The organism is Sphingopyxis sp. RIFCSPHIGHO2_12_FULL_65_19 (assembly GCF_001830555.1).
Lineage (GTDB): Bacteria > Pseudomonadota > Alphaproteobacteria > Sphingomonadales > Sphingomonadaceae > Sphingopyxis.
Window position 1 is genome coordinate 36,794 of record NZ_MIAM01000057.1, and the last position, 12,549, is coordinate 49,342.

Consider the following 12,549-nt stretch of genomic DNA (forward strand, 5'->3'; position numbering starts at 1 on the left):
CATGCTCCAGATCGGCCGCACGGAAATACCCTACGAGCTTCGCCGCTCCGCCACTGCATCGGAACGCCGCATCACCGTAACCCCCGGTCATGTCGAGGTGCTGGCGCTTTCCATTGACGACGAGGAGGCCGTCGCAGGCTTTCTCGACCGCAAACGCCAGTGGCTGTTTAACACCGTGCGCGAGATGGAGCGCATCACCGCCAACCGCCACGCCGTGCCTCGGTTCCTGACGGGATCGAAGATACCCTATCGGGGCCGCAAGATGCCGCTCACCGTTCGTCGCACCGATGCAGAGCGAGCAACCGTGAATTACCGCAGCGGGTTCATCGTCGATCTGCCGCATTGGGCCGGCCTTGATGCCGATCGCCTGGTCGCAAGCGAGCTGAAGCTCTGGCTGCGGCAACGCGCTCGCCGCGATGTGAACGAGATCGCCGAGAACTACGGCAGGCGGTTCAGCCTCGCCCCCCGGTCGATCCGGGTCGGTGACTTTGCCAATGGCTGGGGGTCATGCGGCGAGGAAAGCAACATCCTCATCAACTGGGAACTCATTTTCGCGCCCCGCCGCATTCAGGAATATGTCGTCGTGCACGAGCTTGCCCATATTCGAGAGCGATCGCACGGGGAGCGGTTCTGGCGCCTCTTGGGGGGGATGATGCCGGGATACGAAGCGGCGCGGGACTGGCTGTCACAGAATGAGAGCAGCCTCAGCTCCGAATTCCTCGACCTCGGCCACCCAATCTCGGCTCGAAAACGGCGAAAGTGATCCGTCGTTCAAAAAGGTTCCAACGGAACCCAGCACCAATTCTGCCTATGACAGGAATTTCGCAGAAAAGAGCTATTCCGCGCTCTGCTTCTGTTAGTCTCGAGCGATTACAGCATATTTTGTCAACAATACGCAACCAACGTGACCACTTCGATCAGATCAGGTCGCCGGGAAAGCGAGTATCGTCCTGCCAATTCCCATGCGTGAAGTCGCCGGCATATGGATGCCAGGGGGGAACGACCTCCCAACCCGCGATACCTGATCGAGCAAGGCCAACGAAGCCGAGCGCCTGATCTGTGCGTAGCCGCATCCGGCGATCCCGCATGGTTGGCGGCGTAATACCCTGCTCGGCACGCCACAGCTGATCTTGGGGGCGTCCGTGAAGTTCCTTCCATGTGTCGAAGATAAGGTCGGCCTCTTCCCATGACGTGGCAAATATCAGGGTGCGGGCATCCTCTCGGCTTGTCACGAATTCATGGCAGAGAACTGGCGGCAGCGATCGGTAGTAAGCGCCAGGATCATCGAAATCCGGGGGCACGACGATCCACCCCTGATCCCGCACCCAATACGCGATCCCTTCGTGCCGAGCGCGGGGAGCGAGGGTATGTGCCCCGAGTTCCCAGTCTGTGTTGTCGGCGTTGATCGTAAGCTGGCGGGGGTCGCGATGAAAGCGGTGCTGGAACCAGTCAATGGCAAGCCGACGACCCCTGATTTCTGCTTCAGCTATGACTGTCAGGTATCCTGTGATTTCGGGGAATCGAGCGGAAAAAATCTTCATACCGGGGTCTCTCTCGTTGGTGTTGTAGAGACCTTGTGAAGCAGCCAGTCGTTGGAAGCGGGTGGGAAATGCATCTCCAAAAAAGTAAGCAAGCCGATGCGGAGCATCGGCGTAGCCGGTAGGCGGAGCGTAGCGAAGCCTACCATGGACCTGCTGCTGACTGTGAGGTGATCCCATAGGATTGTCCGCCTCGCTCCTGGCGGAGCTCGGTGGACGGCGTCGGCGAAGGCTTCGCCTTCACCTTGCGTTTTTTGCCTCGCTGACGCTCGGCGTAGGAACTGTGTTACCGCTAATGTCCTTTATTTCTATATTAGTGACGACACGATTTGAACGGGGTGGAAAGTGTCGGATTTCCGTCAACTCAGCGTCCGCTTTATGCACTGTTACCCCGTTCAAAATCTCACCGCCTGAACGGGGTGCGCGAGCCAGTTCAGTATGAGGAGGGCCAGACTGGTGCCTCCACCGGCTCAGTTTCCAATCTGGCGATTCTCCGCAAGGCTTCGTTAATTCTTGATCGCAACGATCGATCAGGCAGGTCATACGTATTTCCTGCCTCGACCATTGCCCGAAGGATGTCGCCGCCCGTCACCTCTCCCCGCCGACGCAGCTCGATCAGCCGGTGGGTCAACCATACATCGCATGTGAGGTGAATTGTTCGTCCCGGCAAGTTGCGCAGCCAAACGGGTGCTCCCGGCGCTAACGCCGCCGCAGCCAAGGTCGCCATACGCTCCTCACACGCAGCCTCAGCAGCCCGAATTTCTTCGACGCTCACTGGCAATTTTCTCTGTTGGCGCTGCCGCTGCCGCCGATCTTGCCGAGTCTGCTTCGCCTTTTCTGCTTTCATTCGGGGCAGTGCTTCATCATTCGACGAGGTCCATGCGCGCGATGTGCACGCTGCCGCGAAAGCCACAAAGGTCGGATGCTTGTAGCGTGCTTTCCCGGTGAGGGGCTGAGTAGCGCTTTCCCATATTCCGTGAAGCTGGTGCAACTCGGGATCGCCCATCACGCGGCCGTAGGCGGTGGTTCCGCACGCGGCGCGCGATTTACACCCCGCACATCCCCGCGGCTGTTCAACAATCTCGCCCCTCGCATTCACGCGCTTGCTAGGCGTGTCGAACACACCCGCGAAATACTTTACAGGATCGGCGAAGCATGGCAGCCCAGCGATGATGGGCATGCTTATGATGTTGCCATCGCCATCGGTCTTCACGTCCGAAGGGCGGACGAAGACACGGCGACTGCGATTGAACCGTTTAGTCATGATATGTTTTTTTGAGGGTCACCTTTTCCTGGTGCCATCGGAAATATTGCATGTAACTCATGCTGCGTCTCCGGTGCCCGCTGAGGCGACGTCGTTGGCGATCAGCGCCATCTCGATTCCATCGAAATCGTCCTGTGTCGTGCCATTTGGCCTGAGTCTCCTGATCGCATTGACCGTGGGAACTTCGCTCACTGACAGCCAGCGTTCTCGGGGTCGTGCATCCCGCGCCACTTCCCGGATGATGGTGACCTGGTCGTCGCTGAGCTCGGCGACTGGACGAGAGAGCACCCAGTCTAATTGTCGATCCTGCTTTCCGTTCGATTGAAGCTCAGAGCCAGCGACGATGGCCATCGCCTCCGGGTGGCGTTGATTCAGGACGGCCATAACGAAGGTCCGTGGCTCCATATTCAAGTGATTGGCTAAATCGTGGGCGCGATCGATGGGAATTGGGGCTCTGCCAACGGCCATGTGACTCAGAGTCGCTTTTGATATGCCGATAGCGCTGGCAACCTCTGTCAAGTTTTTGCCAGACTTTTCCTTGGTGAGCGCGAGCGCTCGATCGAGCATCTTGGTGGCCTGGTCTTCTGCAAAAGGGTGTATCGACGGCGCGGGCATTGGTTGTCCTTCGAGGTAACAGTTGATAAACTGTGTGGTATATGGTAGAAAGCAGAAAGTCAACGCAACCACCAGGAGAATTTGTGAATCTATCGTCCGATCTGATCGCCGGTGCTGAGGCCGCCGCTGAGTTCACCGGCCTCACAGCGCGCGCAATCTATCACCTCGTCGATCGTGGGCAGTTGCCTGTCGCTCGGCTGGGTCGCCGCCTCTACTTTCGGAAATCCGAGCTGGCTCAGGTGTTCTCCTCCAGCCAATCGCGGGCTGCGTGATCGCGCATGGCGATTCGAAAGCGTGAATGGACGGCTCGCGACGGCGAGCATCGATCGGCTTGGCAGGTCGATTATGTCGATCAGATGGGTAAGCGGCGGTCGAAGCAGTTCGCCAGGAAGAAGGATGCCGAATCGTTCCTGCTTCGAGCGCAGACGGAAGTCCGGCTCGGGACCCATACTGTCAGCCGAGAGAGCGTGACCGTCGATCAAGCGGCCAGGAATTGGTTAGCCGATCGTGGTCGAGCCAATCTCGAGCCCACCACGTTGGCGGCCTATGAGCAGCATGTCAGGCTCCACATTATTCCCCTCTGCGGCGGCGTGAGGCTCTCTGAATTGACGGCCCCGCGGGTCGAGGGCTTTCTCGATATATGGAATGGGAAGCTGTCGCCTGCGATGGCCAAGCGCGTGCTGCGGTCGTTCAGGGCTATTTTGTCGACAGCTATGCGTCAGGGTCACGTCGGGCATAATGTCGCGATTGCCGTCCGCTCGGCACGCAGGCGTAGAAAGCCATCGATCACCATACCGTCGAAGTCCGCGCTCCGCGCAATCTTGGAGGCGGCGAGCGATAACGGTCACCCTGCGACAAGCGCCCTGATGACGCTCCTAATCTTCAGCGGCCTGCGAATATCGGAAGCACGTGGCTTGTCGTGGTCCCACGTCGATCTCCAGAAGCGGACGGTCAGCGTCGTGCGGCGAGCAAACAACGCTGGTGTGCTGGGACCGCCAAAATCTGATGCGGGCACCCGCACGATTCCGTTGCCGCCGAAATGTATCGCCGCGATGCGCGAGTGGAAGCTCCAATGTGCACCAACCGAGCTCAACTTGGTGTTTCCGTCGCCTCGGGGAAGTGTCATGACCTATGGCTACATGGTCCAGCGGATGCTGATCCCGGCACTGAGCGGTGCTAGCGAGGTCGATGTGCGCGTTGAGGATGGCAAGCAGATAGTCACCCCGCGGCACTCCTTCCATGCCTTCCGTCATGCCGCTGCGTCGCTGTGGATCGAGCAGAAGCTTTCGGCAAAGCGCGTCCAGACATTGATGGGACATTCGTCGATATCGATGACCTTCGATGTCTATGGTCACCTCTTCGAGCAGCAACAAAGCGACCAAGAGGTCGCCGCCTCGATGGAGACCCAAATATTCTCCGACGCAACATAGACGCAACACGGGGCTGAAATTGCTTGATTATCTGCGGTAAGACTACGGATTCTGATTCCGTCTATTGAGGTTCGAATCCTCACGGGGCATCCATTTCCCACGCGCTATCTGCCGCCGTGGCCTCTCGCGGTCCGTCCCGATCCGCCGCCTCCCAAAAAAAGACCATAGCCCTGCATCCGCGGGACGTTGCCGCGCCGTCTAGGTCCTGACTGGCGGTTTGCGCCGGTCCGGGCGGCGATTCCGCGCGGTGGTCGACCTGGCTCCCCGGTTCAGGTCATCCCGCCTTGCCGGGGATCGCCGCCTGTGGTTTTGACCATGCCGAAACGGCGTGAAGGAGAGATTGCCGATGAACCTGCTGATGATCGCGGCCGCTGCCGCAGCCGCGCCGTCCGCGGCCGCCACCCCGCCGCCGCCCGTCGTGACGATCCCGGTGACGGGCGACCAAATGGTCAGCGCAGAGGACATCGCTGCCTATATCAGCCCCCGCGATGTCGCGGCCTATATGCCCGCGCCGCCGCCGACGACCGAACTGGTGGCGATCAGCGACAGTTTTTTCAGCTGGCTTGAAAATATCACGGTGGTCGCGCTGTTCATCGTCGGCTTTTTCCTGCTGGCCCGCCTGCTCCACGCCTGGATGCTTCACCGTTCGATCCGCCGCGCGCTCGAAGCGAAGTCGGATGCGGTGAACCCGCTGATCGACAAGCTGAACAAGCCCTATGAACATATCGGTCCGCAGGGTGCCGCCGAGCCGTCGATCGGCGACGACCGCAATGCGCTGGTGCTGCTCGCGATCGGCCTCGCGATGGCAGGGTTCGGGCTGATCCAGGGGCATGAAGAGCTGACCCGCATCTCGGCCGGCGCCGCGCTCTTTCCCGCCTTTGTCGGCATCGCGCTGCTCGTCCGCCGCCGCCTCGCGCGCGCCGCGGCGCTCGAGGAGCGCACCGCTGCGTGATGAGGCAAGCGCCGATGAAGATTGGGCCTTGGGCCAGCGTGTCGCCGGGGGGGACCGCGCCGCATTCCAGCTCCTCGTGCTGCGGCACGAAGGGCGGTTGCGCGCTTTCCTGTCCCGCGCCGCCGGGTGCGACGCCGACGATCTGGCGCAGGAAGCTTTTGTTCGCGCATGGCAACGCGCGGGCGACTATCGGGGGCAAGGAAGTTACGCGGCGTGGATCATGGGAATCGGCTGGCGCCTGTTCCTCGACCAGCGACGCACCGCGCGCCGCCGCGAAGCCCTTGCGGCGGGTGAGGAGATATCGACCATCAGCGACCCGCGTCCGGCAAGCGATGCCGCGATCGACGCCGACCGGCTGCTCGGGGCCCTGTCCCCGCAGGAGCGCGCCGCGCTTACCCTCTGCTTCGGCCATGGCTGGTCGCATAGCGAAGCGGCCGAGATCATGGGGGTGCCGCTTGGCACGGTCAAATCGCTGGTCTTGCGCGGCCGGGCAAAGGCGCAGAAGATGATCGGCGAAGGAGCGGACGCATGACCACCGACGACCGCGAAACCGACGCGCTGCTTGCGACGATGCTGGCCCCGCCAGAACGCGCGGGCGACCGCGGCTTTGCCCGCGGGGTCGAGCGCGCGATCGACGCGCGGGCCGCCTATGCCCGCGCGCGGTCGCGCTTCTGGCGCAGTTTCGCGTTCGAGGCGCTGGCAGTCGGCGCGCTGCTGGCCGGGCTGTGGCTCTTGTCGTCGGCGCCGCTGCTCGCGCCGCTGGCCGGGGCGGCGCATTGGGGCCTTGCGCCCCCGCTGCTGCTCATCCTGTTATTGTGGTTCGGCACGCAGCGCTGGCGCCAGACTTAGGGTCAGGACGCTGGCGCATCCGCGCGCCCACCCTTAAGCGACGGGCGTGTCGTCCCCATCGATGCCCTGATATTTGAGCTGTAGATAACGCTCGCGCGTCGCAAGCTTGTCGAGCTCGCCCGCGGCCAAGCTGCGCGCCGCATTGCCGATCTCGCTTTCGAGCATTTTGAGCCCCCCGACGAGCGTCTCGTCCGGCGTGCGCCCGGCGTGCGCTTCGGTGCGCAGTCCTGCCGGGATACGCTGATAACCCGCCACGAGTTCGGGCAGGTCTTCGCCGACCAGCTTGCGGATATTCGCCGCCGCCGGGCTGGATGCGTCAAGCGTCTGAAGCTGGGGTGCGAGCAGGTCGAGCTGGACCCCGATGCCGTCGACGAGCTGGCGCGCGGGCGCGGGAAGTGCCGGACGCTGCGCCTCGAGCCAGATTTCGGTGCGGCCCGCGAGCTGCTTCAGGTCCGCCTTCGGCAAATCGGCCTGGCGCGGTTCGGGAAAGGGGGTGCGGCCGAACAGCACCGCCACGCCGATCAGCACCACGAACAGCGCGAGCAGGCCGGTAAAGCCGAGCGGTTGGATGAGCGCGCCGAACACCGCCGCGCCGATCAGCACGATCCCGCCCGCGATCAGCACGCGGCCGAGCTTCTTGTAGAGATGCTGGCGGCGCAGCGCGACGCTCTTGGTCCCGATCGGACGGCGGCGTTCGCGCGACCGTTCGATCGCCGAAGCCGCCGAGAGCCGGACCTTGTCGACTTCGCTCATGCTCATCCTTTAGCCTTCGAGTGCGGCGAGCGGGCTGGCGGCGCCGCTGACGCTGGACTGCGCCTGGGTCGCGCCTTCGGCGCGGGCGATATAGCCCTTCGACTTGACGACTTCGCCTTCGAGCGTGGTGACGGTCGCCTTCATCGTATCGAGCGCCTTCAGCTTGAACGTGTCGATCGCGTCCATCGTGTCATAGATGTTCTGGAACGCGCGCTGGAGCGTTTCGACGGGGATCGTGCTCGACGCCGCCTGTTCGTGGATGCGCGCGGTATTGTCTTTCAGCATCTGCGACGTGCCGTCGATGATGTTCGCGGTCGTCGTGTTGAGCGCGGTGATCTGTTCGAGCACCAGTTTCTGGTTCGTCATCGCCTGCGCGACGGTGATCGCGGTCTTCAATGCGCCGACGGTGGTGGTCGAGGCACGTTCGACGCCCTTCACCAGTTCGACATTATTCTTTTTGACCAGGTCGAGCGCCAGATAGCCCTGCACCGTCACCGCCATCTGCGTCAGCAGATCCTGCGTGCGCTGGCGGGCATAAAAGAGTGCGTTTTCGCGGATCACCTTGGCCTTGGCCGGGTTGCTGCTGTCGAGTTCGGCCGCCTTTTCCTCGAGCCGCCGGTCGAGCGTGCCAGCGACGTGGATCATCTGTTCCAGCTTGCCCATCGCTTCCCACAGCTTGCGGCGTTCGACGTCGATCGCGGCATTGTCCATCAGCAGTTCGTCCTTGCCGTTCGACAAGGCGGTCAGGATGCCGCCGATATGCGTTTGTGCGCTGCGATACTGGGCGAAATAATTGTTGATCTTGCTGCCAAAGATCTTGTCGAAAAAGCCGCGCTTGCTCAGCAGCTTGCCATTCGCAGACGGGTCGAGCTTCTCGACCGTGGTGCGCAATTCGATCAGGCTCTGGCCGATGTTGGTGTCGCGGTCCATCGCCTTGATCGGGCGGTCGAGGAAGCGATTCGACTGGTTCGCCGCGTCGAGCATTTCCTTGCGGCCCATATTGGTGATCTGGTCGATCCGCTTGCCGAATTCGGGCGAATTTTCATCCTGCGCGATCAGGTCGTCGATGAAGCCGTCGACGCGCTCTTCGAGTTTCGATTTCTGGTCGGACGACAGCGGGACCAGCCCGGCCGCCTTTTCGGGCGTCATCGGGGGCAGCGGCTCGGGCGGGGTCAGTTTCAGTTCTTCGGTCGCGGTCGCCGTTGCAGTCAGTTCGCTCATTCGTCTTCCTTCCAGCCCCAAGTTACGATCCCAGGCCGCTTGCCTATATGGCATGCGGGCCTGTGTTATTCAAGCACTACACCTCCTGGCGTCTCGCACCGGCCGGCTTTTTGTTCAAACCCGGCGCGATCCACGCGGACAGGATCAGTTGCGCCATATGATAGACGAGGATCGGGACGAGCACCATGCCGGCGATGGCAGGCGGGAAAAGCGTTGCGGCAAGCGGCGCGCCGACCGCGATGCTTTTTTGCGCACCCGAAAACAGCAGCGTAATGCGATCGGGCCGCGCCAGGTTCAATAGCCCGCCCAGAGCCCAGGCACCCCCAAAGGACAGCGCGAGCAGCACGGCGACGGCCACGAGCACCAGCGCGATCTCGCGGCCGTCGAGCAGGCCCCAGATTCCGGCAACGACCGCCGCCGAAAAGGCGACATAGACGGCAATGGCAATCGCGGTGCGGTCCATGACGGTCGCCAGGCCACGGTGCGCCAGCACCCACGGCCGCAGCCAGCGCTGGACGACTTGCCCCACGACGAAGGGCAGGAGCAGGATCGAGACGATGCGCAGTACCGCTTCCCCGTGAATTTCGCCCGCGCTGCCCGCGAGCAATGCAAAGAGCAGGGGCGACAGCGCAACCCCGGACAGGTTGAGCAGCGCCGCGGCGACGACGCTGGCGGCGACATTGCCGCCAGCGAGGCTGCTGGCCGCGGTGGCCGACTGGACGGTCGAGGGCAGGATGCCGAGGAACAGGAAACCGAGCGCCAGCGTCGCGGGAAGCAGCGGCGCCATCGCTGCCTGCGCCGCCAGGCCGAGCAGGGCCATGGCCCCGAAACAGAAGGCGAGCGCGCTGCCTTGCAATTTCCAGTTGCGAATGCCGTGCAGCACTTCGTCGCGCGGCAAGCGGACGCCGTTCAGGAAGAAAAGCAGGACGATCGCCGCGGTCGACAGGCCCTGCGCGATCGGCACCGCGTCGCCGCGCACCGGCAGCACGCTTGCGAACAGGATCGTCGCGAGCAGGACGGGGACGAAGCGGTCGGGAAAGATGCGGGCGAGCATTGGCATGAGCGATGACGGGGTGACGCGCACTTGGCAAGTCACCTGTGACCTCGCTCCTGTCGTCCGCATCGAGCGACGTCGCGATGGTGCAAGGGCGCGCGCTTGCAGTCGGCAACTTTCGGTGGGCCACGCAACCTGGCTCGACACGGACGGGAATGACGATAAGCAGGCGGCATGGCTGCCATCCTGATCCTCGCCGCATTACCCGAAGAAGCCGGCGCGCTTTTCCCCGACACCGGCCTGTCCGACGACGGCCCCTTTGCGGTCCGCCGCCTTGCCATTCGCCACCACAGCCTCGCCATCGCGACATGCGGGCTTGGCAAGGTCAACGCGGCGCTTTGCGCGGGCGCGCTCGCGGCCGATGCCGACCTGATGCTGATGACCGGCACGTGCGGTTCGCTCGGGGCGGCGCCGGGCGCCTGGTGGATCGCCGAGGCATTGCAACATGATTATGGCGCCCGCCTGCCAGGCCGCTTTCATCGCTATCGCGCTGGCGATTGGCCGATGGGACCGGCGGGCGCGGCGCATTTCGCCGCGATGCCCGACCCCGGCCTCGGTTTGCCCCACGCGCGCATCGCCAGCGGTGACGCTTTTGTCGCCTGTCCCGATGCGGCCGCGGACCTCGCGGCACTCGGCGCGGCGCTGGTCGACATGGAGGTCGCCGCGGTCGCGCAGGTCGCGGCGCGCCTGGGCAAACCCTGGGCGGCGATCAAGGCGGTCACCGACGATGCCAATGGCGACAGTGCGGGCGATTTCCACGCCAACCTCGTCCGCGCGGCGCGGGTCGCGGGGCGGGAGGTCGAGCGGCTGGTTGCCCTGATCTGAACCGATCCGTGCGGTGCACCCATGCGCCGCCGAAACGATGATCGCGCGCTTCCGGAGCAATCGCTGCGATAAAGCGCGGTGGCGGCAATCATGTTGCGCCGCAGCACCACTTCTGTTAGGGGCGCGGCGTTTCGCGGCGCTCCGGGCGCTGCCCCCTCCCATCAAGGCCCGTTTCCGCATGTCTCTGCGCAATATTGCCATTATCGCCCACGTCGATCATGGAAAAACCACCCTCGTCGACCAGCTGTTCCGCCAGTCGGGCACCTTCCGCGACAACCAGCGTGTCGAAGAACGCGCGATGGATTCGAACGATCTGGAAAAGGAACGCGGGATCACGATCCTGGCGAAATGCACCAGCGTCGAATGGGGTGAAGGCGCCGACCTGACGCGGATCAACATCGTCGACACGCCGGGCCACGCCGACTTCGGCGGCGAGGTGGAACGCATCCTGAGCATGGTCGACGGCGTCATCCTGCTCGTCGATGCCGCCGAAGGCCCGATGCCGCAGACCAAGTTCGTGACGGGCAAGGCGCTGGCTCTGGGCCTGAAGCCGATCGTCGTCGTCAACAAGATCGACCGCAGCGACGCGCGCGCGGCCGAAGTGCTCGACGAAGTGTTCGAGCTGTTCCTGACGCTCGAAGCCAATGACGAACAGCTCGACTTCCCGATCCTTTACGCTTCGGGCCGCGGCGGCTTTGCCTCTGACAATCCCGACGCGCGCGAAGGCACGCTGGAGCCGCTGTTCAAGACGATCGTCAGCCATGTTCCCGAACCGGGCCTGCCCGAAGACGGTCCCTTCACCTTCCTTGCGACGCTGCTCGACCGCGACAATTTCATCGGCCGCATCCTGACCGGCCGCGTCCAGTCGGGGACGATCAAGGTCAACCAGCCGATCCACGCGCTCGACATGGACGGCAAGGTGATCGAGACCGGCCGCGCGTCGAAGCTGCTCGCCTTCCGCGGGCTCGAGCGCGTTCCCGTCGACGAAGCGCGCGCGGGCGACATCGTCGCGATCGCGGGCCTTGCGCAGGCGACCGTCGCGAACACCATCGCCGACACCAGCGTCAGCGAACCGATCGCCGCGCAGCCGATCGACCCGCCGACGCTGTCGATGCGTTTTGCCGTGAACGATTCGCCGATGGCGGGGCGCGAGGGCAGCAAGGTGACGAGCCGCATGATCCGCGACCGCCTGTACCGCGAAGCCGAAACCAATGTCGCGATCCGCATCACCGAAAGCGCCGACAAGGACAGCTTTGAAGTCGCGGGCCGCGGCGAGCTCCAGCTCGGCGTGCTCATCGAAACGATGCGCCGCGAAGGCTTTGAGCTCGGCATCAGCCGCCCCAAGGTGCTGTATGGCGAGGACGAGGCCGGCAAGCGCACCGAACCCTATGAAACCGTCGTTATCGACGTCGATGACGAACATTCGGGCACGGTGGTCGAGAAGATGCAGGTTCGCAAAGCCGACCTCACCGACATGCGCCCGTCGGGCGGCGGCAAGACGCGCATCACCTTCAGCGGTCCGTCGCGCGGCCTGATCGGCTATCACGGCGAATTCCTGTCGGACACGCGCGGCACCGGCATCATGAACCGCCTGTTCGAGAAATATGGCCCATACAAGGGCGTGATCGAAGGCCGCAAGAATGGCGTCCTGATCTCGAACGGCAATGGCGAAGCCGTCGCTTATGCGCTTGGCCCGCTCGAAGAGCGCGGCATCCTTTTCGTTTCGCCCGGCGAGGCGCTCTATGAGGGCATGATCATCGGCGAAAATGCCAAGCCCGACGATCTGGAAGTCAACCCGATGAAGTCGAAGCAGCTCACGAACTTCCGTTCGACGGGCAAGGACGACGCGATCCGCCTGACCCCGCCGCGCCGCATGACGCTCGAACAGGCGATCGCCTATATCGACGACGACGAAATGGTCGAAGTCACGCCCAAAAACATCCGCATCCGCAAGGCGCTGCTCGATCCGCACGAGCGCAAGAAGGCGAGCCGCAAGAAGGAAGCGGCGTAACTTCGCTGACGAAAATGGATCGTGTTCCCCCGCCTTC

General features: G+C 63.4%; 14 protein-coding genes. 8 read left to right on the plus strand and 6 right to left on the minus strand.

Annotated features, from left to right (window positions below):
* Window position 1 precedes the first annotated feature (1 nt).
* Window positions 2–763, plus strand: a complete 762-nt coding sequence (locus A3E77_RS16085; protein ID WP_293647792.1) for a M48 family metallopeptidase — start codon at window positions 2–4, stop codon at window positions 761–763.
* Between the two features lie 154 nt (window positions 764–917).
* Here the strand turns inward: A3E77_RS16085 and A3E77_RS16090 are convergent, their stop codons facing one another.
* The 3 genes from A3E77_RS16090 to A3E77_RS16100 form a co-directional block, all read right to left on the minus strand.
* Window positions 918–1,541 (minus strand): hypothetical protein, encoded by a 624-nt coding sequence (locus tag A3E77_RS16090; RefSeq protein ID WP_293647793.1) that lies wholly within the window; start codon window positions 1,539–1,541, stop codon window positions 918–920.
* A gap of 430 nt (window positions 1,542–1,971) precedes the next feature.
* Window positions 1,972–2,802, minus strand: a complete 831-nt coding sequence (locus tag A3E77_RS16095) for a hypothetical protein (protein ID WP_293647794.1) — start codon at window positions 2,800–2,802, stop codon at window positions 1,972–1,974.
* A 57-nt stretch (window positions 2,803–2,859) separates the two neighbouring features.
* Window positions 2,860–3,417, minus strand: a complete 558-nt coding sequence (locus tag A3E77_RS16100) for a helix-turn-helix domain-containing protein (RefSeq protein ID WP_293647795.1) — start codon at window positions 3,415–3,417, stop codon at window positions 2,860–2,862.
* A gap of 41 nt (window positions 3,418–3,458) precedes the next feature.
* On the opposite strand from A3E77_RS16100, the gene A3E77_RS16105 reads away from it, so the two are divergent.
* The 5 genes from A3E77_RS16105 to A3E77_RS16125 all read left to right on the plus strand — a co-directional run bounded on the left by A3E77_RS16105 (window position 3,459) and on the right by A3E77_RS16125 (window position 6,648).
* Window positions 3,459–3,689, plus strand: a complete 231-nt coding sequence (locus A3E77_RS16105; RefSeq protein WP_293647796.1) for a helix-turn-helix domain-containing protein — start codon at window positions 3,459–3,461, stop codon at window positions 3,687–3,689.
* A 6-nt stretch (window positions 3,690–3,695) separates the two neighbouring features.
* Window positions 3,696–4,847 (plus strand): tyrosine-type recombinase/integrase, encoded by a 1,152-nt coding sequence (locus tag A3E77_RS16110; RefSeq protein ID WP_293647797.1) that lies wholly within the window; start codon window positions 3,696–3,698, stop codon window positions 4,845–4,847.
* A 346-nt stretch (window positions 4,848–5,193) separates the two neighbouring features.
* The gene (locus A3E77_RS16115) at window positions 5,194–5,799 is read left to right on the plus strand and encodes a hypothetical protein (protein WP_293647798.1); all 606 of its coding nucleotides are present in this window, start codon (window positions 5,194–5,196) and stop codon (window positions 5,797–5,799) included.
* A gap of 28 nt (window positions 5,800–5,827) precedes the next feature.
* Complete coding sequence (locus tag A3E77_RS16120; protein ID WP_293647799.1) at window positions 5,828–6,331, plus strand: RNA polymerase sigma factor; 504 nt, start codon at window positions 5,828–5,830, stop codon at window positions 6,329–6,331.
* Window positions 6,328–6,648 carry a hypothetical protein gene (locus tag A3E77_RS16125; protein WP_293647800.1) on the plus strand — a complete coding sequence of 107 codons (321 nt, stop codon included), beginning with the start codon at window positions 6,328–6,330 and terminating at the stop codon, window positions 6,646–6,648. The genes A3E77_RS16120 and A3E77_RS16125 overlap by 4 nt, the downstream gene beginning before the upstream one ends.
* 33 nt (window positions 6,649–6,681) lie before the next feature.
* Here the strand turns inward: A3E77_RS16125 and A3E77_RS16130 are convergent, their stop codons facing one another.
* From A3E77_RS16130 to A3E77_RS16140, 3 genes are all read right to left on the minus strand, one after another.
* A complete protein-coding gene (locus A3E77_RS16130) occupies window positions 6,682–7,401 on the minus strand; it encodes a hypothetical protein (protein ID WP_293647801.1) in 720 nt (239 codons plus the stop codon).
* Between the two features lie 9 nt (window positions 7,402–7,410).
* Window positions 7,411–8,622 (minus strand): toxic anion resistance protein, encoded by a 1,212-nt coding sequence (locus A3E77_RS16135; RefSeq protein WP_293647802.1) that lies wholly within the window; start codon window positions 8,620–8,622, stop codon window positions 7,411–7,413.
* 76 nt (window positions 8,623–8,698) lie between these two features.
* Window positions 8,699–9,676 carry a bile acid:sodium symporter family protein gene (locus A3E77_RS16140; RefSeq protein WP_293647803.1) on the minus strand — a complete coding sequence of 326 codons (978 nt, stop codon included), beginning with the start codon at window positions 9,674–9,676 and terminating at the stop codon, window positions 8,699–8,701.
* Window positions 9,677–9,850: 174 nt separating this feature from the next.
* Here A3E77_RS16140 and A3E77_RS16145 point away from each other — a divergent pair, with 174 nt between their 5' ends.
* The gene (locus tag A3E77_RS16145) at window positions 9,851–10,501 is read left to right on the plus strand and encodes a 5'-methylthioadenosine/S-adenosylhomocysteine nucleosidase family protein (RefSeq protein WP_293647804.1); all 651 of its coding nucleotides are present in this window, start codon (window positions 9,851–9,853) and stop codon (window positions 10,499–10,501) included.
* Between the two features lie 178 nt (window positions 10,502–10,679).
* The gene (gene typA, locus A3E77_RS16150; RefSeq protein WP_293647805.1) at window positions 10,680–12,512 is read left to right on the plus strand and encodes a translational GTPase TypA; all 1,833 of its coding nucleotides are present in this window, start codon (window positions 10,680–10,682) and stop codon (window positions 12,510–12,512) included.
* Window positions 12,513–12,549 lie beyond the last annotated feature (37 nt).